The 22,590-nt window shown below is 65.4% G+C and carries 26 protein-coding genes; 17 read left to right on the plus strand and 9 right to left on the minus strand.

Annotation, left to right across the window (positions count from 1 at the left end; translation table 11 throughout):
• Positions 1-122 precede the first annotated feature (122 nt).
• A complete protein-coding gene (dapA, locus tag AC6HZP_RS11160; protein WP_201403626.1) occupies positions 123-998 on the plus strand; it encodes a 4-hydroxy-tetrahydrodipicolinate synthase in 876 nt (291 codons plus the stop codon).
• Between the two features lie 12 nt (positions 999-1,010).
• Complete coding sequence (gene smpB, locus AC6HZP_RS11165; protein WP_201403627.1) at positions 1,011-1,487, plus strand: SsrA-binding protein SmpB; 477 nt, start codon at positions 1,011-1,013, stop codon at positions 1,485-1,487.
• Between the two features lie 173 nt (positions 1,488-1,660).
• Here smpB and AC6HZP_RS11170 read toward each other — a convergent pair whose 3' ends face one another.
• The 3 genes from AC6HZP_RS11170 to AC6HZP_RS11180 all read right to left on the minus strand — a co-directional run bounded on the left by AC6HZP_RS11170 (position 1,661) and on the right by AC6HZP_RS11180 (position 4,647).
• Positions 1,661-2,884 carry a porin gene (locus tag AC6HZP_RS11170; protein ID WP_497526614.1) on the minus strand — a complete coding sequence of 408 codons (1,224 nt, stop codon included), beginning with the start codon at positions 2,882-2,884 and terminating at the stop codon, positions 1,661-1,663.
• A 491-nt stretch (positions 2,885-3,375) separates the two neighbouring features.
• On the minus strand, positions 3,376-4,026 hold the full coding sequence (locus tag AC6HZP_RS11175) for a uracil-DNA glycosylase (protein ID WP_497526615.1): 651 nt from the start codon (positions 4,024-4,026) through the stop codon (positions 3,376-3,378).
• Between the two features lie 15 nt (positions 4,027-4,041).
• Positions 4,042-4,647, minus strand: coding sequence for a LabA-like NYN domain-containing protein (locus tag AC6HZP_RS11180; RefSeq protein WP_201403629.1), 606 nt, complete (start codon positions 4,645-4,647; stop codon positions 4,042-4,044).
• A gap of 259 nt (positions 4,648-4,906) precedes the next feature.
• Here AC6HZP_RS11180 and rpoZ point away from each other — a divergent pair, with 259 nt between their 5' ends.
• The 9 genes from rpoZ (at position 4,907) to era (ending at position 12,570) form a co-directional block, all read left to right on the plus strand.
• Positions 4,907-5,281 (plus strand): DNA-directed RNA polymerase subunit omega, encoded by a 375-nt coding sequence (gene rpoZ, locus AC6HZP_RS11185; RefSeq protein ID WP_201403630.1) that lies wholly within the window; start codon positions 4,907-4,909, stop codon positions 5,279-5,281.
• Between the two features lie 122 nt (positions 5,282-5,403).
• Positions 5,404-7,611, plus strand: coding sequence for a RelA/SpoT family protein (locus AC6HZP_RS11190; protein ID WP_201403631.1), 2,208 nt, complete (start codon positions 5,404-5,406; stop codon positions 7,609-7,611).
• Positions 7,612-7,645: 34 nt separating this feature from the next.
• Complete coding sequence (pyrE, locus tag AC6HZP_RS11195; RefSeq protein ID WP_497526616.1) at positions 7,646-8,224, plus strand: orotate phosphoribosyltransferase; 579 nt, start codon at positions 7,646-7,648, stop codon at positions 8,222-8,224.
• Positions 8,225-8,256: 32 nt separating this feature from the next.
• On the plus strand, positions 8,257-8,832 hold the full coding sequence (locus AC6HZP_RS11200) for a DUF2062 domain-containing protein (protein ID WP_201403633.1): 576 nt from the start codon (positions 8,257-8,259) through the stop codon (positions 8,830-8,832).
• 17 nt (positions 8,833-8,849) lie between these two features.
• Complete coding sequence (locus AC6HZP_RS11205) at positions 8,850-9,614, plus strand: pyridoxine 5'-phosphate synthase (RefSeq protein WP_201403634.1); 765 nt, start codon at positions 8,850-8,852, stop codon at positions 9,612-9,614.
• Positions 9,611-10,015: a holo-ACP synthase gene (acpS, locus tag AC6HZP_RS11210; protein ID WP_497526617.1), complete on the plus strand. Its 405-nt coding sequence runs from the start codon at positions 9,611-9,613 to the stop codon at positions 10,013-10,015. Before AC6HZP_RS11205 ends, acpS begins: the two co-directional genes overlap by 4 nt.
• A 167-nt stretch (positions 10,016-10,182) precedes the next feature.
• Entirely contained in the window at positions 10,183-10,938 is a 756-nt protein-coding gene (lepB, locus tag AC6HZP_RS11215; protein WP_497526618.1) for a signal peptidase I, read from the plus strand.
• Between the two features lie 20 nt (positions 10,939-10,958).
• A complete protein-coding gene (gene rnc / locus AC6HZP_RS11220) occupies positions 10,959-11,657 on the plus strand; it encodes a ribonuclease III (RefSeq protein WP_201404419.1) in 699 nt (232 codons plus the stop codon).
• Entirely contained in the window at positions 11,647-12,570 is a 924-nt protein-coding gene (gene era / locus AC6HZP_RS11225; RefSeq protein ID WP_201403637.1) for a GTPase Era, read from the plus strand. The genes rnc and era overlap by 11 nt, the downstream gene beginning before the upstream one ends.
• 178 nt (positions 12,571-12,748) lie before the next feature.
• On the opposite strand, the gene AC6HZP_RS11230 is transcribed toward era, so the two are convergent.
• The 5 genes from AC6HZP_RS11230 to xth all read right to left on the minus strand — a co-directional run bounded on the left by AC6HZP_RS11230 (position 12,749) and on the right by xth (position 16,129).
• Positions 12,749-13,441 carry a helix-turn-helix transcriptional regulator gene (locus AC6HZP_RS11230; protein WP_201403638.1) on the minus strand — a complete coding sequence of 231 codons (693 nt, stop codon included), beginning with the start codon at positions 13,439-13,441 and terminating at the stop codon, positions 12,749-12,751.
• 4 nt (positions 13,442-13,445) lie between these two features.
• Complete coding sequence (locus AC6HZP_RS11235) at positions 13,446-13,748, minus strand: hypothetical protein (RefSeq protein WP_201403639.1); 303 nt, start codon at positions 13,746-13,748, stop codon at positions 13,446-13,448.
• Between the two features lie 117 nt (positions 13,749-13,865).
• Positions 13,866-14,918 (minus strand): DUF2332 domain-containing protein, encoded by a 1,053-nt coding sequence (locus AC6HZP_RS11240; RefSeq protein WP_497526619.1) that lies wholly within the window; start codon positions 14,916-14,918, stop codon positions 13,866-13,868.
• Between the two features lie 9 nt (positions 14,919-14,927).
• Positions 14,928-15,350 (minus strand): GFA family protein, encoded by a 423-nt coding sequence (locus AC6HZP_RS11245; protein ID WP_201403641.1) that lies wholly within the window; start codon positions 15,348-15,350, stop codon positions 14,928-14,930.
• On the minus strand, positions 15,347-16,129 hold the full coding sequence (gene xth / locus AC6HZP_RS11250; RefSeq protein WP_497526620.1) for an exodeoxyribonuclease III: 783 nt from the start codon (positions 16,127-16,129) through the stop codon (positions 15,347-15,349). Before xth ends, AC6HZP_RS11245 begins: the two co-directional genes overlap by 4 nt.
• A gap of 192 nt (positions 16,130-16,321) precedes the next feature.
• On the opposite strand from xth, the gene AC6HZP_RS11255 reads away from it, so the two are divergent.
• The 4 genes from AC6HZP_RS11255 to AC6HZP_RS11270 all read left to right on the plus strand — a co-directional run bounded on the left by AC6HZP_RS11255 (position 16,322) and on the right by AC6HZP_RS11270 (position 19,096).
• Positions 16,322-16,747: an OsmC family protein gene (locus AC6HZP_RS11255; RefSeq protein ID WP_497526621.1), complete on the plus strand. Its 426-nt coding sequence runs from the start codon at positions 16,322-16,324 to the stop codon at positions 16,745-16,747.
• A 98-nt stretch (positions 16,748-16,845) separates the two neighbouring features.
• Positions 16,846-18,333, plus strand: coding sequence for an AMP nucleosidase (locus tag AC6HZP_RS11260; protein ID WP_201403643.1), 1,488 nt, complete (start codon positions 16,846-16,848; stop codon positions 18,331-18,333).
• Positions 18,334-18,410: 77 nt separating this feature from the next.
• Positions 18,411-18,668, plus strand: a complete 258-nt coding sequence (locus tag AC6HZP_RS11265) for a type II toxin-antitoxin system Phd/YefM family antitoxin (RefSeq protein ID WP_497526622.1) — start codon at positions 18,411-18,413, stop codon at positions 18,666-18,668.
• Positions 18,665-19,096 (plus strand): type II toxin-antitoxin system VapC family toxin, encoded by a 432-nt coding sequence (locus AC6HZP_RS11270; protein ID WP_497526623.1) that lies wholly within the window; start codon positions 18,665-18,667, stop codon positions 19,094-19,096. The genes AC6HZP_RS11265 and AC6HZP_RS11270 overlap by 4 nt, the downstream gene beginning before the upstream one ends.
• Here AC6HZP_RS11270 and erpA read toward each other — a convergent pair.
• Entirely contained in the window at positions 19,093-19,431 is a 339-nt protein-coding gene (gene erpA / locus AC6HZP_RS11275; protein ID WP_497526624.1) for an iron-sulfur cluster insertion protein ErpA, read from the minus strand. The genes AC6HZP_RS11270 and erpA overlap by 4 nt on opposite strands.
• A 110-nt stretch (positions 19,432-19,541) precedes the next feature.
• On the opposite strand from erpA, the gene AC6HZP_RS11280 reads away from it, so the two are divergent.
• Together AC6HZP_RS11280 and argS are read left to right on the plus strand one after the other, a co-directional pair.
• Positions 19,542-20,759, plus strand: coding sequence for a deoxyguanosinetriphosphate triphosphohydrolase (locus AC6HZP_RS11280; protein WP_497526625.1), 1,218 nt, complete (start codon positions 19,542-19,544; stop codon positions 20,757-20,759).
• A 45-nt stretch (positions 20,760-20,804) separates the two neighbouring features.
• The gene (argS, locus tag AC6HZP_RS11285) at positions 20,805-22,562 is read left to right on the plus strand and encodes an arginine--tRNA ligase (RefSeq protein WP_497526626.1); all 1,758 of its coding nucleotides are present in this window, start codon (positions 20,805-20,807) and stop codon (positions 22,560-22,562) included.
• The last annotated feature ends 28 nt before the right edge of the window (positions 22,563-22,590 follow it).

A 22,590-nucleotide genomic window follows, 5' to 3' on the forward strand; every position in this document is an offset into this window, starting at 1 on the left:
GGGGCAGCGATTATGTTCGCCGCCCAAGTTAGAGCACAAAACAAAGCATGTTGGACCGATCCGCCATCGGTCATGATCCGGGCGGAATTCGGCCAATTGACGGCAAAAGGTGGAAGCGCGCGATGTTCAAGGGTTCGATCACGGCCATGGTCACCCCGATGCGAGAGGGTTCGGTCGATGAGGACGCGCTGCGTTCCTTCATCGATTGGCAGATCGCCGAGGGTACCCACGGTCTCGTGCCCGTCGGCACGACCGGCGAAAGCCCGACCTTGTCGCACGCGGAACACAAGCGCGTCGTCGAGATCACAATCGAGGTCGCGGGCGGCCGCGTCCCGGTGATCGCCGGTGCCGGTTCGAACAATACGGCCGAGGCGATCGACCTCGCCCGCCACGCCGAGAAGGCCGGCGCCGACGCCGTCCTCGTCGTCACGCCCTACTACAACAAGCCCAATCAGGAAGGCCTGTACCAGCACTACAAGGCGATCAACGACGCCATCGGCATTCCGATCATCATCTACAACATCCCGCCGCGCTCAATCATCGACATGTCGGTCGAGACCATGGCGCGCCTGTTCGAGCTGAAGAACATTATCGGCGTCAAGGACGCGACGGCGAAGCTCGACCGCGTCAGCCTGCAGCGTCAGGCGATGGGGCCGGAATTCCTGCAGCTTTCGGGCGAGGACGGCACGGCGCTTGGCTTCATGGCCCATGGCGGCCATGGCTGCATCTCCGTCGCCTCCAACGTCGCGCCGCGTCTCTGCGCCGAGTTCCAGGAGGCCTGCATGGCGGGTGACTTCGCCCGCGCGCTGACCTATCAGGACCGGCTGATGCCGTTGCATCACGCGATCTTCATCGAGCCGAACCCGACGGGCGTGAAGTACGCGCTGTCGCTGCTCGGCCGCATGGAAGACCGCGTCCGCCTGCCGCTGGTCGGCATCTCCGACCCCACCAAGACGGCCATCCGCAGCGCCCTTGCGCATGCGGGCCTGATCAACTGAAGGCAATGAATCATGAGTAGCGGCACCGGCGATCCGCGTTATCGGCTTGCCGCCGACAATCGACGCGCACGCTACGATTTCGAGATCGGCCAGACCTACGAAGCAGGCATCATGCTGACCGGCACGGAGATCAAGTCTCTCCGTGGCGGGCGCAGCACGATCGGCGATTCCTATGCTGCCGAGAAGGGCGGCGAGGTCTGGCTGTTCAACGCCTATATCCCGGAATACCTGCAGGCCAACCAGTTCAACCACGAGACGCGCCGTCCGCGGAAACTGCTCCTGCACAAGAAGGAGATCGCGCGCCTCTCGCAGGCCGTGCAGCGCGAGGGCATGACGATCGTGCCGCTCAAGATCTATTTCAACGACAAGGGGCGGGCGAAGGTCGAGATCGCGCTGGCGCGCGGCAAGAAGCAGCACGACAAGCGACAGGCGGAGAAGGCGCGCGACTGGAACCGCGAGAAGGGCCGCCTGATGCGCGACAAGGGCTGACGCGCCCTCGCATCCACGGATTGAGTTGAGAAAGCCCGGTCGCGATGCGGCCGGGCTTTTCGTTTTGGCGTTCAGGCAACAAAAAAGCCCCGCCGAAAAACGGCGGGGCCTTCGTCATTCCGGGCGCCCGGTGGATCGCTCCACCGGACGCGATATCGCCGAGGCGACCTGGATTACCAGGAGCGCTTCAGGAACAGGTTGGCGGTCCAGGAGTCGCCGTCGTCTGCGATGCCCTGGAGCGGGTTGTTCTTGATGTCGACGTCCGTGTAGAAGATGTCGGCGACAAGCTCGAGGCCCTTGACCGGAGCGTAGGCGGTGTTGAAGCCAACGCGCCATGCGTCGACCTTCACGTTGTCGATGCTGCCCGAGCCGTCGAAGCTGGCGTAGCCGCCCGAGAGCGACGACCAGAGCTGCGGGGTCCAGACGTGCTTGTACGAAGCGAGCGCGCTCCAGCTCTTGCCGGACGCGGCCGAGAAGAGGTTGTCGTCGAGGCCGAGCGAGCCGACGACCGAGGTGCCGCCCGAGATACCGGTGAACGAGTTGGCGTTGTCGCCATAAGCAGCCGACACGAAGAAGCGATCACCAGCCGAGACGCTGTCGAGTGCGACCTCGAGACCACCACCGACGGCCCAGCCGCTCTTGCCCTCGCGCGTGTTGAAGTCCACGGCCGTCTTCGTGTAGGCGCCAGCGACCTTCGCGCTGAAGATGCCCGACGAGTAGGTGACGGCGCCGATGATGTCCGGAATGTTGTCGTTGCCGGCGAACACATTGCCGTTCGCGTCGACCAGGCTGCCGACGGAGCTGCGATCGCGCTGGTCTTCGACCGAGATGGCCAGACCGAAGCCGTTGACGGCATAGGTCAGCTGGATGTGGTCGGTGGTCGAGTCCGAACCGAACATGCCGGTGTCGTCATAGCCGCGGCCGAAGTCGAACAGCGACGTGAAGTAACCAGCCTTGAGCGGGCCGAGCTCGAGGTAGGCGCTGTCAACGTAGGTCGAATTGGTCGACTCGTTGAGGAAGTCGGCGAGGTCGTTGCCGGCGCCGGTCTTGTTGCCGGTCTTGGCGCGGTAGTCGATGAAGCCGGTCAGGTTGCCGTATTCCGTGACCGACGAAGCCGTCAGCTGGATCGAAACTTCCGTGTAGAAGTTGCCCCAGTTGTTGTTGTCGTTCTTGTCCAGCGGGCTGCGGTCGCCGCCGCCGAAGGACGTGCCGAACTCGACGTAGCCGCCGATCTTGATGCAGGTGTCCGTGCCGGGGGAGTAGAAGAAGCCCGAACCGAAGGCGTCGCAGACCTTCACGTAATCGACCGGCTCGGCGACCGTGAGATCGGCAGCCTGAGCGCCGCCTGCGAGCACGATTGCTGCGGCCGAGCCGAGCAGAATGGACTTAAAGTTCATGAAACCTGACCTCTAGTTGTCAGGGGATCGAAAGAAGCGTCGCGGCCCCGGCTGCGCCTATTCAGGCGCTTCGAAGCGGCATGCTGCCCCAGTTCCCCCAGCCAATGAGCTGTCCGTGACCCCCCATGGGAAACGGACAGGACTTTCTCCAAATCACTCTTCGAAAGTCAGGTGAACTTAGCTGGGAAGATGATTCACGTAACTCAAAAACAGCCAAGCTTCCGATATGTATGGGTGATTGTAAGCTTTAGTTGCTATTTTACAGCACCCGCTGTTTGGCAAGCAGAAACAAGGGTTTCTGCGGGGAACGGCGACGCGGACGGGGCTCCGACGCGGACGGTCGCCTCGATCGGGGTCGTGGGAGGTCGGTTGAGATGGCTAAGCGATTGGCTGGTCGAGGGAAGTGAGAGCAGCGCCCGCGAAGGCCCATCGCGTCTCGATGCGGCCGGTCTGTGGTCGCGTGGAGGAGAGGTGACGGCCTGTCGGGACGGTCAGCGCGGGTCGGCGCCGAGGAACTCGCGCATGTCCGAGAACACCGAGCGGAACATGTCCGTCGTCAGCACGCCGGTGTTCGTATTGTAGCGCGAGCAGTGATAGCTGTCGAAGACGGTAAGGCTGCCGATATTATGTTGCGCGCCGTGGGCGAACTTCCGGCGGGCCATCCTCTCGCCCAGGGCGACGACGATGCTGTCATGCGCGATCTTGCCGAGCGCGAGGATCGCCCGCAGCCGCGGCATGCCGTCGATCGTGGCGCCGAGATAGGGGCGGCAGGTGCGGATCTCGTCGGTCGTCGGCTTGTTCTCGGGCGGCACGCAGCGCACGGCATTGGTGATCGCCGTGTCGATCGGGGTCAGGCTGTCGTCTGGCCGCGCCTCGAATACGCCACGCGCAAAACCGAACTCGATCATCGTCTGGTAGAGGAGGTCGCCGGCATAGTCGCCGGTGAACGGGCGGCCGGTGCGATTGGCGCCGCGCAAGCCCGGCGCCAGCCCGACGATCAGCAGGCGCCCGTCATCCACCCCGAAGGACGGGACGGGCGCGTTGTTCCAGTCCGGCTGCCTGGCGCGCCATTCCTCGCGAAAGGCGACGAGGCGAGGGCAGAGCGGGCAGTCGCGGCCAGGATCCGAGGAAGACAGAGTCACCAGTCAGGCCCGTACTCAGATCTCGTCGTCGAATTCGTCGTCGAAATTGCCGCCGCTCGCGTGCTGCCGCTCGGCGCTGCGGTGCGCCCGCTCAGACGGATCGCGGCCGATGCGGTTCTGCAGGCTGACCAGGTCGATGAAATGGTCGGCCTGGCGTCTGAGCTCGTCGGCGATCATCGGCGGCTGTGTCGAGAGCGTCGAGACGACGGACACCTTGCGGCCCTTGCGCTGCACGGCCTCGACCAGCGAGCGGAAATCGCCGTCGCCGGAGAAGAGCACGACATGGTCGACATGCTCGGCCACTTCCATGACGTGGACGGCGAGTTCGATGTCCATGTTGCCCTTGACCTTGCGGCGGCCGGCGGCGTCGAAGAATTCCTTGGTCGGCTTGGTCACCACCGTGTAGCCGTTGTAGTCGAGCCAGTCGATCAGCGGCCGGATCGAGGAGTACTCCTGATCCTCCGACAGCGCCGTATAATAATAGGCGCGCATCAGGTAGCCCTTGGACTGGAACTCGACCAGAAGCTTCTTGTAGTCGATGTCGAACGCCAGTGCCTTGGCGGCGGCGTACAAATTGGCGCCATCGATAAAGAGCGCAATCTTCTCGCGTGCGTCGAACATTTGAGGACCCAATAATCCAGACAATAATAGAAAGAATGACGAAGCGGTCGGCGGCGGCCGACTCAAAAGTGCAATATTGAATCCATATAGGGTGCGCAGGGCGTCGGCAAACGGTCTACCAGCAGGCCTCGGTCCCGCCGGGCCGCATCGCGTCCCGCCGTAGCGGGCTGGGTGCGCCGTATAAACTCTTGCAATTCAACGGCCACGCTCTTATTCATGCGCGCTTGAACCCCAGACTTTCCCGAACAGGAGACCTGACATGGCGCGCGTCACCGTGGAAGATTGCGTCGACAAGGTCGAGAACCGCTTCGAGCTGGTCCTCCTTGCCGGCCATCGTGCTCGCATGATCGCCAGCGGCTCGCCGCTGACCATCGATCGCGACAACGACAAGAACCCCGTCGTTGCGCTGCGCGAGATCGCCGACGAGACCATCCACCCGGATGATCTCAAGGAAGACCTGATCCATTCGCTGCAGAAGTATGTCGAGGTCGACGAGCCCGAGCAGGACCTCCAGCTGCTCGCCGACGATTCGGCCGACGAGGACAATGGCGTCGCTTTCGACCGCATGTCGGAAGAGGATCTGCTGCGCGGTCTCGAGAACATGGTTCCGCCGGACAAGCAGGACGATTTCTGAGGCTTCGCGCCGCAGCAGGGCTGAACCGCTTGTCGTTTAGCCTCGTTCGCTATCCTATATGAACGGATAGCCTTTTGGCCGGGTCATGCCCGGCCTATTCGTATGCCCGCGGAAGCCGCGCCATGATGCGCCAATATGAACTCCTCGAACGGGTCCAGCGGTACAATCCGCAAGCCGACGAGGGGCTTTTGAACAAGGCCTATGTGTACGCCATGCAGAAGCATGGCTCGCAGCGCCGCGCCAATGGCGATCCCTACTTCTCGCATCCGCTCGAAGTCGCCGGCATTCTCACCGATCTGAAGCTGGACGATTCCACGATCGCCGTCGCGCTGCTGCACGACACGATCGAGGATACGGACGCGACGCGCGCCGAGATCGACGGCATGTTCGGCGAGGACATCGGCCGCCTGGTCGAGGGCCTGACCAAGATCAAGCGCCTCGACCTGGTGACCAAGAAGGCCGCCCAGGCAGAGAATTTCCGCAAGCTCCTGCTCGCCATCTCCGAGGATGTGCGCGTTCTGCTGGTGAAGCTGGCCGACCGGCTGCACAACATGCGCACGCTCCACTTCATGCCGGAGGAGAAGCGCGGCCGGATCGCCGAGGAGACGCTGGAGATCTATGCGCCGCTCGCCGGCCGCATGGGCATGCACGACATGCGCGAGGAGCTCGAGGAGCTCGCCTTCGCGGTCGTCAATCCCGAGGCGCATCTCGCCGTCACCACAAGGCTTGCCGAGGTCCGCAGCCGAAACGAGACCCTGATCGAGGAGATCGAGAAGGATCTCCGCGAAAAGCTCGAAAAATACGGCATGCAGGCCAAGGTGTTCGGCCGGACCAAGCGACCCTATTCGATCTTCCGCAAGATGGAGCGGAAGGCGGTTTCGTTCGAACAACTCTCCGACATCATCGGCTTCCGGGTCATCCTCGGGACGACGGCCGAGTGCTACGCCGCGCTCGGCATCGTGCACACGACCTGGCCGACGGTGCCGGGCCGCTTCAAGGACTACATCTCGACGCCGAAGCAGAACGACTACCGGTCGATCCACACGACCGTGGTCGGGCCGGGGCGCCAACGCGTCGAGCTGCAGATCCGCACCCGCGAGATGAACGACGTCGCCGAATACGGCATCGCGGCGCACGCGCTCTACAAGGACAAGGGCAACGGCAACCTGTCGGACGAGAGCCGCGCCTATACCTGGCTGCGCCGCACCGTCGAGATGCTGGCCGAGGGCGATACGCCGGAAGAGTTCCTCGAGAACACCAAGCTCGAGCTCTTCCACGACCAGGTGTTCTGCTTCACGCCGAAGGGCCGTCTGATCGCGCTGCCGCGCGGCGCCACGCCGATTGACTTCGCCTATGCGGTGCATACCGACATTGGCGATACCTGCGTCGGCTGCAAGATCAACGGCCGGATGATGCCGCTCACGACCGAGCTGCATAATGGCGACGAGGTCGAGATCATCTGCTCCAAGGCGCAGGTGCCGCCGCCCGCCTGGGAATCGATCGCCATCACCGGCAAGGCCCGTGCCTCGATCCGGCGCGCCGCCCGTACCGCGATCCGCAAGCAATATGCCGGCCTCGGCCGCAAGATCGTCGAACGCGCCTTCGAGCGCGCCGGCCGCGATTTCTCCGAGGACCGCCTCAAGGCGGCGCTGCCGCGCCTGGCGCAGCAGAACATCGAGGACATGCTGGCGTCCGTCGGTCGCGGCGAGATCCAGTCCGTCAACGTGCTGAAGGCCGTCTATCCCGACCACAAGGAAGAGCGCGCGGCCGTGCCGAAGGGCGGCAACGGCACGGGCGGCGAGCCGGGCTGGTTCGGGCTGAAGAAGGGCTCGGGCATGATGTTCCGCGTGCCCAATGGCGAGACGCCGTCGGAGCTGCCGGCGATCCCGATCCGCGGCCTGCATGGCGACATGCCGGTCCGCTTCGCACCGGAAGCCGGCGCCGTGCCGGGCGACCGCATCGTCGGCATCATGACGCCGGGCGAGGGGATCACGATCTATCCGATCCAGTCGCCCGCGCTGAAGGATTTCGATGACGAGCCCGACCGCTGGCTGGATGTCCGGTGGGACATCGACGCCGCCAATCGCGAGCGTTTCCCCGCCCGCATCGAGGTGACGGCGATCAACGAGCCCGGCACGCTGGCGCAGATCGCCCAGATCATCGCCGACAATGACGGCAACATCTCCAACCTCCGGATCGTCAAGAGCGCCCCCGATTTCTCGGAGCTGGCGATCGATCTGGAAGTCTGGGACCTGAAGCACCTCAACCGCCTTTTGAGCGATCTCCGCGAACGTCACGTTGTGAGCGCCGCCAACCGCGTCAACGCCTGACGGCCGCGACGGCAAGATCTGGACTGGATACCGAATGAATCAAGCTGAAATCCTCGATGTGTTCCGCGCGTCCGGCGCTCTGCTCGAGGGCCATTTCATCCTGAGCTCTGGGTTGCGCAGCCCGATCTTCCTGCAGAAGGCCCGCGTCTTCATGTATCCGGACCGGACGGAGCGCCTCTGCAAGGCGCTTGCCGAGAAGATCCGCGAATCCGGCGTCGAGTTCGACCTGATCGTGTCGCCGGCGCTCGGCGGCCTGATCCCGGGTTACGAGACGGCCCGTCATCTCGGCGTCCCGGCGATGTGGGTCGAGCGCGAGCAGGGCGAATTCCGCCTGCGCCGCTTCGAGCTGCCGGAGAATGCCCGGATCGTCGTCGTCGAGGACATCGTCAGCACCGGCCTTTCGATCCGCGAAACCATCAGCGCGATCCGCGCCATCGGCGGCAATGTCGTCGCCGCCGCCTGCCTCATCGATCGCTCCGACGGCGAGGCGGAAGTCGGTGTTCCCTTGGTAGCGCTGACCCGCTACAAGGTGCCTGCCTACCCGGTGGACCAGTTGCCGCCGGAACTCGCCGCCATCCCGCCGGTAAAGCCGGGAAGCCGCAGCCTCGCCTGAGGCCGTCGCGCAGAGCACGATCGCTGCATTCCATGCTGTTTCGTCGTCGCCGTCCCCTGAAGCCACACCAGAAGCTGGCCCAGTTCGTGTGGCCGAGGGGAGGGTGGGCGCGAACGTCGCTCTACTACCGCAAGCGCCTGATGCGGCTGTCGGACACGCCGCATTCGATCGCGGCGGGTTTCGCGGTCGGCGTCGCGCTGGCGATCACGCCGTTCCTCGGCTTTCACTACCTGCTCTGTCTCGCCGTCGCCTTCCTCGTCCGGGGCAATGTGCTCGCGGCCGTGCTCGGCACCTCGCTCGGCAACCCGCTGACCTTCCCGTTCATCTGGCTCGGCACCTTCGAGACCGGCAGCCTGATCCTCGGCTGGTTCGGCCAGCGTCCGGACCCGATCGACTTCGACCACCTAGCGCACAAGCTCTTGACCGATTCCTGGCGCGAAATCTGGCCGATCATCGAGCCGATGCTGATCGGCGCCATCCCGATCGCACTCGTTCTGGGTGCGATCTCCTATGTTCTCGTCTATATGGCGGCGAAGAGTTTCCAGTCGTCGCGTCGGCAGAGATTCGCCGTGCGGCGGAGCGCCTTGCACGGCCATCGCCGGCATTGATTGAAAGGGATCGCGTCGTGACTGTCCGCAACGAACTCCGCCTTGGCGTCAACGTCGATCACGTCGCGACGGTCCGCAACGCCCGCGGCGGCGTGCATCCGGATCCGGTTCGGGCGGCGCAGCTGGCGGCGGCCGCCGGCGCCGACGGCATCACGGCGCATCTTCGCGAGGACCGGCGCCACATCATCGATAGCGATATCGAGCGCCTGCGCGCCGAGATCGCCCTGCCGCTCAATTTTGAGATGGCGGCGACGCGCGAGATGGTGGACATCGCGCTCCGGCACCGGCCGCACGCCGCCTGCATCGTGCCGGAACGGCGCGAGGAGCGGACGACGGAAGGTGGTCTCGACGCCGCCGGCCAGCTCGCCCATCTGCTGCCCCTCGTTCGCGAGCTCGGAAGCGCCGACATTCGCGTCTCCTTGTTCATCGCCGCCGATCGCCGGCAGATCGACGCCGCGGTCGCGCTCGGCGCGCCGGTGGTCGAGCTGCATACGGGAACCTATTGCGAGGCGATCGAGGACGGGCCGGAGGCTTTCGAGCGCGAGCGCGCCCGCATCGAGGATGCCGCCCGCTATGGCGCCAGCCTCGGGCTCGAGATCCATGCCGGCCATGGCCTCGCCTTCGATACGGTGCAGCCGATCGCTGCCATTCCGGTCATCCGCGAACTCAATATCGGCCATTTCCTCATCGGCGAGGCGATCTTCGTTGGCCTCGAACAGTCGATCCGCACAATGCGCCGTCTCATGGACGAGGCCCGCGCCCAGGCGGACGCGCTGTCATGATCATCGGGCTCGGCAGCGATTTGATCGACATCCGTCGCGTCGAGAAGACGCTCGAACGCTTCGGCACGCGTTTCACCGAGCGCGTCTTCACCGAGATCGAGCAGAAGAAGTCGGACAGACGTGCCGAGCGGGCGGCGTCCTACGCCAAGCGCTTCGCGGCCAAGGAGGCCTGCTCGAAGGCGCTCGGCACCGGCCTCAATCACGGCGTCTTCTGGCGCGACATGGGTGTCGTCAACCTGCCGAGCGGCAAGCCGACCATGGCGCTGACGGGCGGCGCGGCGGCGCAACTGGCCCGGATGATGCCGCCGAACCATCATGCCGCGATCCATCTGACCATCACCGACGACTATCCGCTGGCGCAGGCCTTCGTGATCATCGAGGCGCTGCCGGACCCGGCCTGACAGGCGGTTCGGGCATCGGCCTCTCCACTCGGCCGGCGGGCGTTTTTCCCGCCGCGAACGCTATTTCTGGGCGATGTCGGGCCATGCGTTGCGCCGGCGTCGGCGACTCGGTATGAACCTGCTTCTGCCATACGGTGGGCTGCACGAAAGACGGATCGGAAGGACGCATGAGCGTGGCGGGCGACAAATACAAGGCCGAGCGCGGGGGCATGGGCGAGACCGTCAAGATCGTCGTCAATGCGCTCATCCTGGCGCTGATCGTCCGGACCTTCCTGTTCCAGCCGTTCAATATTCCGTCGGGATCGATGAAGTCGACATTGCTTGTCGGCGACTATCTGTTCGTTTCGAAATACGCTTACGGCTACAGCAAATATTCGATCCCCTTCGCGCCGGACCTGTTCTCGGGCCGGATCTGGGCCACGCCGCCGGAGCGCGGCGACGTCGCCGTCTTCAAGCTGCCGCGCGACCCCTCGGTCGACTACATCAAGCGCGTGATCGGCCTGCCGGGCGACAAGGTGCAGATGATCGGCGGCGTGCTGTATCTGAACGGCACGGCGGTGCCGAAGGAAAAGATCGACGACTACGTCACCACCGACGAGTTCGGCACCCAGACCCACGTCCCGCGCTACAAGGAAACGCTGCCGAACGGCGTCAGCTATACGGTGCTCGACCTCGATCCGCGCAGCTTTTCCGACGACACCCCCGTCTATGAAGTCCCGCCCGATCACTATTTTATGATGGGCGACAATCGCGACAATTCCACCGACAGCCGCGTTCTGGGGGCTGTGGGCTACGTTCCTTTCGAGAATTTCGTCGGCCGCGCCGGCATGGTCTTCTTCTCCGTCGAGGAGGGCGCCCAGGCCTGGCAGTTCTGGAAGTGGCCGTGGACCATTCGTTTTGACCGACTTTTCAAGGTGATCTGAGCTTGGCATCCGAAGAACCGCTGCAGCGTCTCGAGGAAAGGATTGGTCATCGGTTTTCGAGCCGCGGTCATCTGGTTCGGGCTCTGACACATGCGAGCGCGGTGGCGGAGAGCCACCTGACGCCGGGCGAGAGCTATCAGCGGCTGGAGTTCCTGGGCGACCGCGTGCTCGCGCTCGTCATCGCGGATATGCTGCTCGAGGCATTTCCGGCAGCCGACGAGGGCGAGCTCGCCCGCCGGCTGACCGGGCTGGTGCGTAACGAGAGCTGCGCCGAAGTGGCGCTCGACATCGATCTCGGCAGCTGGATCCGGCTCGGCGGCGGCGAAGTGCAGTCCGGCGGCCGGCGCAAGGCCGCCATCCTGGGCGACGTCTGCGAGGCCGTCATCGGCGCCATCTTCGTCGATGGCGGTTTTCCGGCGGCGCGGGCCTTCATCGACCGGCATTGGCGCAAGCGCATGCTGAATTGGACGGGCCCGCTGCGCGACGCCAAGACGACGCTGCAGGAATGGGTCCAGGGGCGCGGTCTGCCCGCCCCGAAATACGAAATCGCCGAGCGGAGCGGGCCTGACCACGCGCCGCATTTCAAAGTGGAAGTAAAGATCGAGGGCATGCCTGTCGTCCTCGGTTCGGGCCGTTCGCGGCGCGAGGCGGAGCAGAAGGCGGCGACTGCCGTGCTGCGCGCCCAGGGCGTATGGAGAGAAGAAGCCAATGTCGTCTGATCTGGTGAATCCCGCGGAGACCCCGACGCGCTGCGGCTTTGTCGCGCTGATCGGCGCGCCCAACGCCGGCAAGTCGACGCTCCTCAACCAGCTGGTGGGCACGAAGATCTCGATCGTCACCCACAAGGTGCAGACGACGCGCGCCATCATGCGCGGCATCGCGCTCGAAGGCGCGTCGCAGATCATCTTCGTCGATACGCCCGGCATCTTCCAGCCGAAGCGTCGCCTCGACCGCGCCATGGTGGACACCGCCTGGGGCGGCGCCAAGGATGCGGACCTGGTCTGCGTTCTGATCGACGCCGAGCGCTACCAGAAGAGCGAGACGGCGCAGATCCTCGACAAGGTGGCGGCGGTCGGCCAGCCGAAGATCCTGGTCATCAACAAGATCGACACCGTGCCGCACACCGCGCTGCTGGAGATGGCGGCCAAGGCCAACCAGACCGTGAAGTTCGAGCAGACCTTCATGATCTCGGCGCTCAAGGGCCACGGCTGCAAGGATCTGATGGCCTATCTGGCGCAGCGCGTGCCGGAAGGGCCGTGGCTCTATCCGGAAGACCAGATCTCGGACCTGCCGATCCGGCAGCTCGCCGCCGAGATCACGCGCGAGAAGATGTTCCTGCGCCTGCATGACGAGCTGCCCTACCAGTCGACGGTCGAGACCGAGCTCTGGAAGGATTTGCCGGACGGTTCGACCCGGATCGAGCAGACCATCTATGTCGAGCGCGACGGGCAGAAGAAGATCGTGATCGGCCATCGCGGCGAGACGATCAAGGCGATCTCGATGGCGGCGCGCACCGAGATCCAGGAGATGGCCGAGCGGCCGGTGCACCTGTTCCTGTTCGTCAAGGTTCGCGAGAACTGGGGCGACGATCCCGAGCGCTACCGCGAGATGGGAATCGAATTCCCGCGCTGATTTGCTGAAGCGAGCGGTCGACAGACCCTCACCCCAACCCTCTCCCGCAAGCGGGAGAGGGGGATCGCCTGCGCTTGTCGCCGCGTTGGAGGCCGATGAAGCGCGCCGGCCCAAACCCTCGCCCGCTTGCGGGAGAGGGCAGGGTGAGGGCCTTGTTGTGCGCTAGAGCCGGATGCGGCTAGGGCCTCCGCCCTTCTTCCCGCAGCCGCTTCATGTAGTCGGCCAGCGTGCGGCCCTTTTCCGGCTTGAAGACCTCGTCGAGGATCTCCGCATCGACGATGCGGTCGAGGCGGAACATGCGGAAATCCTCGCGCAGCTCGCACCAGGCCGTCGCCGTCCAGGCGTGGCCCCAGGCCTCGATCGCCAGCGGGCGAATGACCCGGCCGGTCAGCGCCTCGGTCGCGCTTCGATAGTTCAGCTGCATCTTGTGCCGTTGCCGGATCGCCTGCCGGAACAGGGGAAGCTGCGCATTGGCGGCCGCGATCAGGGCGGGCGACTTGACCTGCACCGCGTCGCGCCAGATCTCGCCGCGCCGCGCTTCCGGCAACACCGCGTCGATCTTGACCAACGCCTCGCGGACCGCGGCGGCCAGCTCCGGATCCGCCCAGGCCTCGACGAAGCGCGCGCCGAGCGCCAGCCCTTCCAGTTCCGCCTGCGAGAAGGCGAGGGGCGGCAGCAGCAGGGTGCCACGCAGGACATAGCCCACCCCGCGCTCGCCCTCGATCGGCACACCGGTCGCCACCAGCGCGTCGATGTCGCGATAGACCGTCCGAACCGAAACCTCGAGGCTGTCGGCAATCTCTTGCGCCGTCCTGAGGCGCGCGCCGCGCAGGATCTGCACGATGTCGAACAGGCGGTCGGCGCGCCGCATCGCGTCAGCCGGAATAGGCGACGGGGTAGTAGCCGCGCTGCAGCGTTGGCGTGTCGATCAGGGCCGAGAAGGCGGCGGCGTCGGGATTGGCGGCGAGCCGCGCGCTGGCGTCGCGGGCCGAGTCGCGGTCGAGCCAGTGGACGATCTCCGTCCAACTGCCATCCTCGGCCTTGGCGATGCTGCGCGCGAGAAAACCGCGCTGGCGGCGCAGGATGCCCATCGCGTCATCGGCGGCGCGCACGAACTGGCGCTCGTCGATGCCCGGCACGAGCGAATAGGAGCTGATTTCGAGCACGTTGCTGTTCATGGCGGGATCCTCGCCGACATCTTCGATGCTGCCAATATAAGCATACCCAACTGACAGCGTTATGTCAGTTGGGTTGGTGCTCCTGACAGAAATCGCGTGTTGCGGGACGAATGCCGACTAGCGCGCAAGCCAGTCGACGAACCGGCCATGAAAATCGGCGCGGCCGATCTCGCGCTCGCTGCCATCCGGCCAGATGGTCAGGCGCACGCTTGCCGTCCCGGGCTGGCTGTCTGCCTCCATGCGCAGCCAGGCCACCGGGGCCTCCGCTGTCGCCGATCGTCCGGCGGCCTGCAGGCTGGCGGTAACAGCGCGCTGCGTGGCCTCGGGCAGATACTGCCACATGATCGTATGGACGAGGACGCGCGCGACGCCAGCGGGCGATGGCGGGGAGAAGCGCCGCGCGACCCATGCGGCGGCATCCGCTTTTTCGACCCGCCAGGGGGCGGATGCCGCGACATCCAGCGCGGCGCCGGCACGGGCGAGCCGCTCCGCCTGGTCCGCCCAGATATAGGCCATCAGCCTTTCGCGATCGGCTTTCGAGCCGGGATCGAGCGGGCTGACGTCGCAACCGGCTCGATCGGCGATGCGCAGCGGCGCGCCTATGTCCGGTGTCGCTCCGCGCCATTCCGAACGGATCCGGACGGTCGAGTCGGTCGTCCCCCAATCCTGGGCGCCGAGCGCGTAGCGATAACGGTCGAAGCCGAGATTGAGCCCCATGCTGGCGCCAATCTCGTGCCAGGCGAGCGGCAGGCCGATTTCCTGGCTGAGGATCAGCGCGCCGCCGAGCAGTACCGAGGATCGGGCAACCTCGTTGGTCTGCGGCGGGCTGTCGAGCCAGTAATGCAGGAAGTCGTCGTTCTCGGCGATGGCCGACGCAAGGGCGTTCGCCAAGGCGTCGCGATCGGTCGATGCGGGTGGATAGGTGGCGACGAGCGCGTCAGATCTTCCGGCCCGCTTCAGGGCATGGAAACCCGCCGCCGCCCGTAGCGCCAACGCATCGGCGATTGGGTTGCCCGGCCAGTCGAGGATGCGCCGTCCGAAGCGGCTTGTCTCGTCCAGGCGTTCGGCGAGGATTTCGCAAACATCCGCCGTGAACGGCGAGCCGAGCGACCGGCAGGCAGCGGCTTGACGTTCAAATGCCTGCAGCCGATCGCCCGTCAGCTTCGCCATCGCGCTCCTTCAGCCGGTCGGCTCGTCCAGATGCGACGGCAGCGTCGTGTCGAAACCCTTGCTGGCGACGCGGCGGCTGCCGACCCAGATGTTGTGCTGGGCGGTGAAGCGGTCGGGCTCGTCGAGCGAGGCGAGGGTGACGTCGATCTTCAGGGGATCGTCGGTGGTCGTCATCATCAGCGGCGTGCCGCAATCGGCGCAGAAATGGCGTCGGCCGGTCGCCGAGGATTCGTGGATCGCCGGCGTGCCGGCGGTCAGGCTGAAGGCGCTGGCATCGAAGGTAGCCCAGGTCAGGAACAGCGCGCCGCTCGCCAGCTGGCAGAGCCGGCAATGGCAATGGCAGACGATCCGGGGCGGCCGGTCGATCGTGTAGTGAATCCGGCCGCACAGGCATCCGCCCGTGATCGGCGCCGCGCTCATAACCTGGCTCAAATTGAAAGCTCCACATGAACCGGCACGTGATCCGACGGCTTGTCCCAGGCCCGGACATGCTTGTCGATGCCGACCGAGACGAGCCGATCGGCCGCCTGCGGCGACAGCAGCAGATGGTCGATGCGGATGCCGTTGTTCTTCTGGAAGGCGCCGGCCTGGTAGTCCCAGAACGTGTAGAGGCCGCCTTCGTCGCTCGTCGCCCGCACCGCGTCGGTGAGGCCGAGGGTCTCGATCGCCCGGAAGGCTTTTCGGGTTTCCGGCTGGAACAAGGCGTCGTTCACCCAGAGCGACGGGTCCTTGGCGTCCTTGGGCTCGGCGATGACGTTGTAGTCGCCGGCGAGAACCAGCGGCTCCTCATAGGTCAGCCGCTCGGTCGCCCAGTCGCGCAGCCGCTCCATCCAGGCGAGCTTGTAGGTGAATTTCTCGGTGCCGATCGGATTCCCGTTCGGCAGGTAGAGCGACACAACCCGGAGCGCGCCGCTCGGGACCGAGAAGACGCCCTCGATGAAGCGCGCATGCGCGTCGTTGTCGTCGCCGGGCAGACCGCGATTGACCTCGTCGAAGGGGAGCTTCGACAGCAGCGCCACGCCGTTGAAGCCCTTCTGGCCATGGGTCGCCACGTTGTAGCCGAGGTCCTCGAAGGCCGATGTGGGAAAGCCTTCGTCGACCGATTTGATCTCCTGCAGGCAGGCGATATCGGGCGAGGCTTCCTTGAGCCAGGCAAGGGCGGTGTCGATGCGGGCTTTGACGCCGTTGATGTTCCAGGTCGCGATCTTCATGCCGAGCACACTAGCCGATCCGCGTGACGTTGCCAGCTCCAAGCCGGGACGCCGGCGCGTCTTGCACATCTCGTACACCGCCTTCAAGACGGCGCGCACCTATACTTTGGGCCCCTTGGATCCCGCGATGCGACGGCCTAACTCTAAGGGCGCCGGCAGGAGCCGGAATTGCAACCGCAGAAGGAGGCTCGAATGCCGGTCAGGACATCGGACGCGAAGTGGCAGGGTGATCTCAAGAGCGGCAAGGGAACCGTTCACCTCGGCAGCGGCGCCTGGGAAGGGCAGTACAATTTCTCGTCGCGCTTCGAGGAGGGCAAGGGCACGAACCCGGAGGAACTGATCGCCGCCGCGCATGCCGCCTGCTTCTCGATGGCGCTGTCGGCCGGCCTGTCGGGCGCTGGCTTCACGGTCGAGTCGATTGCGACTTCGGCAAAAGTGAAGGTCGAGCCGGTCACGGGCGGCTTCGAGATTACCAAGATCGATCTCATCACCGAGGCCAAGGTGCCCGGCATCGACAAGGAGGCCTTCGACAAGATCGCCGCCGCGACCAAGGAAGGCTGCCCGGTTTCGAAGGCGCTGAAGGCGGTGCCGATCGAGCTCGACGCGAAGCTCGTCTGATCGCGGTTCGCGGCGCGGATCGCCGCATCCGTTCCGCCGGCGCATGGCTTGACCCCATGCGCCGGCTGGTCGACAGTCGCGCCCGAAAGTGGGGTGCCATGCCGATCGATGAAGTTATATTCGACGTCCCGAAGCCCATCGCCAGCGAGGCGTTCACCGATCCCGATCGGGCGATCGCGCGCCTGGAGGAGATTTACGATCTCCATACCGCGCATCTCCGCGACCGCTTCGACGCGCTCCTGAAGGGGCATCCGCCCGTCGGCCGCGTCCGCGCCACCTATCCCGAGATCCGTTTCACCACGACGAGCTACGCGAAGATCGATTCGCGCCTGTCCTATGGCCATGTCTCGGGCCCCGGCACGTACGCCACCACCGTCACGCAGCCGAGCCTGTTCCGGAACTATCTGAAGGAGCAGATCAAGCTGCTCGTACGCAATCACGGCCTGCCGGTGACGGTCGGCCCGTCGAACCTGCCGATCCCGCTGCATTTCGCCTTCCCGAATGGCGTGCATGTCGAGGGCCAGCTGGCCGAGCGGATCGAGCGTCCGCTGCGCGACATGTTCGACGTGCCGGACCTCGCCGTGACCGACGATGCCATCGTCAACGGCACCTTCGAGCCGCTGCCGGGCATGCCGCTGCCGCTGGCGCCGTTCACCGCGCCGCGCATCGATTATTCGCTGTTCCGGCTCGCGCACTACACGGCGACGAACGCCGAGCATTTCCAGAACTTCGTGCTGTTCACGAACTACCAGTTCTACATCGACGAATTCTGCGTCCGCGCCCGCAAGCTGATGGCGGAAGGTGGCGGTGGCTACGAGGCCTTCGTCGAGCCCGGCAACGTCATCACGCCGGCCGGGGCGACACAGCCCGTCTCCGGCGCCGCGCCGCCGCGCCTGCCACAGATGCCCGCCTATCACCTGAAGTTCGCCGGCAATGCCGGGCTGACGATGGTGAACATCGGCGTCGGCCCGTCCAACGCCAAGACGATCACCGACCATGTGGCGGTGCTCCGCCCGCATGCCTGGCTGATGCTCGGCCACTGCGCCGGCCTCCGCAACACGCAGGCGCTCGGCGACTATGTGCTGGCGCATGGCTATGTGCGCGAGGACCACGTGCTCGACGCCGATCTGCCGAGCTGGATCCCGATCCCGCCACTTGCCGAGGTGCAGGTCGCGCTGGAGGACGCCGTCGAGGCCGTCACCGGGCTGGAAGGCTACGATCTCAAGCGCATCATGCGGACCGGCACCGTCGCGACGATCGACAATCGCAACTGGGAGCTGCGCGACCACCGCGAGCCGGTGCAGCGCTTCTCGCAGTCGCGCGCCATCGCGCTCGACATGGAATCGGCGACGATCGCCGCCAACGGTTTCCGCTTCCGCGTGCCCTACGGCACGCTGCTCTGCGTCTCCGACAAGCCGCTGCATGGCGAACTGAAGCTGCCGGGCATGGCCTCGGACTTCTACCGTCGCCAGGTGGGCCAGCACCTCGAGATCGGCATCCGCGCCATGGAAATGCTGCGCGAAATGGCGCCTGAGCGCCTGCATTCCCGCAAGCTCAGGAGCTTCACCGAGACGGCGTTTCAGTAGAGGGCAGCACGGTTGGCGTTGGTCGCGGCGAGGCCTATATTGGTGCTTGTATAAACATAGCTACAGGGGGCGTCGCCATGACCATCACTACCCTGACCAGTCGCGAGTTCAACCAGGATACCAGCCGCGCCAAGAAGGCCGCGAACGAGGGGCCCGTGATCATAACGGATCGCGGGCGGCCGGCCCATGTGCTGCTCTCGATCGAGGAATATCGGCGGATCACCGGCACCGGCCGGAGCCTGTTGGAGGCGCTGACCCCAGCGGAGCCTCATGATTTCGACTTCGATCCGCCGAAGCTCGGGAACATGGGCTTCAAGCCGGTCGACTTCGATTGACGATCCTTCTCGACACGAACGTCATTTCCGAGTTCCGAAAATCCGGAAACGCCGATCGCAACGTGATGGACTGGGCAGCGGCTCTTCGCGACGAGGAGGTCTTTCTGTCGGCGATCAGCGTATTCGAGATTGAGCTTGGCGCACTGCGCATGGCCCGGCGCGATCCGCGACAGGGGGCCATGCTTCGCAGCTGGATCGACGACCGCGTATTGGCTCGTTTCAGCGGGCGTATCCTGCCCATTGATGTCGCTGTCGCGTTGCGCTGTGCCGAACTGCATGTTCCGGATCCGCGTGCGGAGCGCGACGCCCTGATCGCCGCGACGGCGCTAGTGCATGGAATGGTATTGGCCACGCGGAATACCCCCGACTTCCGGGGAACCGGCCTACAGCTCATCAACCCCTGGGAAAGCGGATCGCTTGGAACCTAGAGCGCGAAGCTGGTGCCGCAGCCGCAGGAGGCGGTGGCGTGGGGGTTCTTGATCTGGAAGGACTGGCCGATCAGGTCATCGACGAAGTCGATCTCGGAGCCGTCCATATAGGGCAGCGAGATCTGGTCGATCAGCACGAGCGCGCCGCCCCGCTCGATGACGAGGTCGTCGTCGGCGCGGTTGGTGTCGAGATCGAAGCCGTACTGGAAGCCCGAGCAGCCGCCGCCGGATACGCTGACGCGCAGAGCCGTGCCGCTCGGTTCCTTGGATAGGATCCGGGCGATCCGCTTCACGGCGCGGTCGGACAGGGTGACGTCGAGCGTTTCAGTGGTCATGGCAGCTTCCGAAATTAGGGCTACCTTGCCGGTGCCCGCACCCGATAGTTAGGAATGCGTTTGGCGGTGTCAATCGCTGCGATGCAGCGGACGGGAAGAGAGTAGCACAGATGGAAGGCCAGATCGGCTTCGGCATTGGTCCTCACGCCGCCTTCGCCGTCGATCCGGCGGCGAGTCGCGGACGGCTCTATCCCGAGCCCGAGAGCCCGACTCGCACGCCCTATCAGCGTGACCGCGACCGCATCATCCATTCGACCGCCTTCCGCCGCCTGAAGGACAAGACGCAGGTCTTCCTGTTCGACGAGGGCGATCATTATCGCACCCGCCTGACCCACACGATCGAGGTGGCGCAGATCGCCCGGGCGCTGGCTCGCGCGCTCCGCCTCGACGAGGATCTCGCCGAGGCGATCGCGCTGTCGCATGACCTCGGCCACACGCCGTTCGGCCATGCCGGCGAGCGGGCGCTCGATCGGCTGATGCAGGGCCATGGCGGCTTCGATCACAACGCGCAGAGCCTTCGCGTCGTCACCAAGCTCGAGCGACGCTATCCGCATTTCGACGGGCTGAACCTCTCGTGGGAAGCGCTGGAGGGGCTGGTCAAGCACAACGGGCCATTGGTCGACGCGGCGGGCAGGGGCGTGGGATCCTATGCCGGCAAGACGCTCCCGGCTGCGATCCTCGCTTATGCGGAGGAGCAGGATTTGCAGCTTGCCACCTACGCTTCGGCCGAGGCGCAGGCGGCCGCGATCGCCGACGACATCGCCTATGACGCGCACGACATCGATGACGGCCTGAGGGCGGGGCTGCTGAAGGTAGAGGGCCTGCGCGAGGTCGAGTTCCTGCGCGACATCATCGACGAGATCGACGCCCGTCATCCGGGGCTGGAAAAGCCGCGCCTCGTCAACGAGGTGGTGCGGCGCGTCATCACCCGGATGATCGAGGACGTGATCGCCGAGGCCCTCGCGCGCCTTGGCGAGGCGAAGCCTTCCTCGGCCGATGCGCTCCGTCACGCGGGGCGGCCGATGCTCGCCTTCTCCGACGAATTGTCGAAGGCCGACCGGGCGATCAAGACGCATCTCTGGCACAACGTCTATCGCCATCCGCGCGTCATGCAGGTGATGACGGCGGCGGAGGGCGTGGTCGAGCGCCTGTTCGAGCGCTACTGGAGCGATCCGGCCGCACTGCCGGACGAATGGCGCCGGGATCTCGACTTGACCGATTCCAACCGCCGCGCCCGCCGGATCGCCGATTTTCTGGCCGGCATGACGGACCGCTATGCACTGCGCGAGCATCAGCGCCTGTTTGACGCTTCGCCCGATTTGGGTTAGGCGCGCAGCACAATTTCCTATCCGCCCGAAGGGCTCGATCCCGCTATGAACATTTTCCGCGACTTCACCGCACGCGTCACCTCGGCCGTCGAGATCATCCTGGCGGCGCGCGACAGCGCGCCCGTCGATCTCTCCCGTATCGTCGTGGAGCCGCCGCGCGACGCAGCCCATGGCGACCTCGCGACCAACGCCGCCATGGTGTTGGCGAAGCCGCTCGGCCTGAAGCCGCGCGATCTCGCCGAGGCGATCGCCGGCCGCCTGCGGGATGACGAGGACGTTGCTTCCGTCGAGGTCGCGGGACCCGGCTTCATCAATTTGACGCTGGCCGCGCCCTATCGCGCCTACGCGCTGAAGAGCCTGATCCAGGCCGGCCAGGATTATGGCCGCAGCCGGATCGGCGCCGATCTCAAGGTGAATGTCGAATACGTTTCCGCCAATCCGACCGGCCCGATGCATGTCGGCCATTGCCGTGGCGCCGTGGTGGGCGACGCGCTGGCCAATCTGCTCGATTGGGGCGGCTTCGACGTCACCAAGGAGTATTACATCAACGACGCTGGCGGTCAGGTCGACGTGCTCGCCCGCTCGGCGTTCCTGCGTTATCGCGAGGCGCTCGGCGAGGATATCGGCTCGATCCCCGAGGGGCTCTATCCGGGTGACTATCTGAAGCCGGTCGGCGCGGCGCTGGCCGACGTCCACGGCCGCAAGCTGCTCGAAATGGCCGATACGGAATGGCTGCCGATCGTCCGCGACGCGGCGATCAGCGCCATGATGATCATGATCCGCGACGATCTCGCGCTTCTGAACGTCCATCACGACGTCTTCTTCTCCGAGCGCACGCTCAGCGGCTCAAACGGCGGCAAGATCGCCGAGACGATCGCCGACATGGAGACGAAGGGCTTCGTCTATCGCGGTACGCTGCCGCCGCCGAAGGGCCAGCTGCCCGAGGACTGGGAGGATCGCGAGCAGCTCCTGTTCCGCGCCACCGATGTCGGCGACGACATCGACCGTCCGCTGATGAAGTCGGACGGCAGCTACACCTACTTCGCCGGCGACGTGGCCTACTTCAAGGACAAGTTCGACCGCGGCTTCCGGCAGATGATCTATGTGCTCGGCGCCGACCATGGCGGCTACGTCAAGCGCCTGCAGGCGGTCGGCCGCGCCATCTCCGGCGGCACCGCCTCCGTCGACGTGCTGCTCTGCCAGCTGGTGAAGCTGTTCCGGGCCGGCGAGCCGGTCCGCATGTCCAAGCGCTCGGGCGACTTCGTCACGCTGCGCGACGTCGTCGAGGAAGTCGGCCGCGACGCGGTGCGCTTCATGATGCTCTATCGCAAGAGCGACGCGCCGCTCGATTTCGACTTCCAGAAGGTGACGGAGCAGTCCAAGGACAATCCCGTCTTCTACGTCCAGTACGGCCATGCCCGCGCCGCTTCGATCCTGCGCAACGCCGCGCAGGAGCTGCCGGCGCTCGACCTTTCGGCGTCGTCTCTGGCAGGCGCCGACCTGTCATTGCTGGACGATGCGGGCGAAATCGGCCTGCAGCGCCGCCTCGCCGAGTTCCCGCGAATCATCGAATCGGCCGCCGAAGCGCACGAGCCGCACCGGATCGCCTTCTACCTCTACGATCTCGCAGCAGAGTTCCATCAACAGTGGAACCGGGGCAAGGACCTGCCGCAATTACGTTTTATTAACCTTGAACAACCACAGTTGACCGCGGCCCGACTTGCCCTTGTTCATGCCACAAAGCTGGTGCTGTCATCCGGTTTGCTGGTGCTAGGGGTTAACGCGCCCGAAGAGATGCGGTGATGTCTCTGTCGGAGCTTTGCGTCCGGCA

Source organism: Kaistia sp. SLG-1 (genome assembly GCF_059699055.1).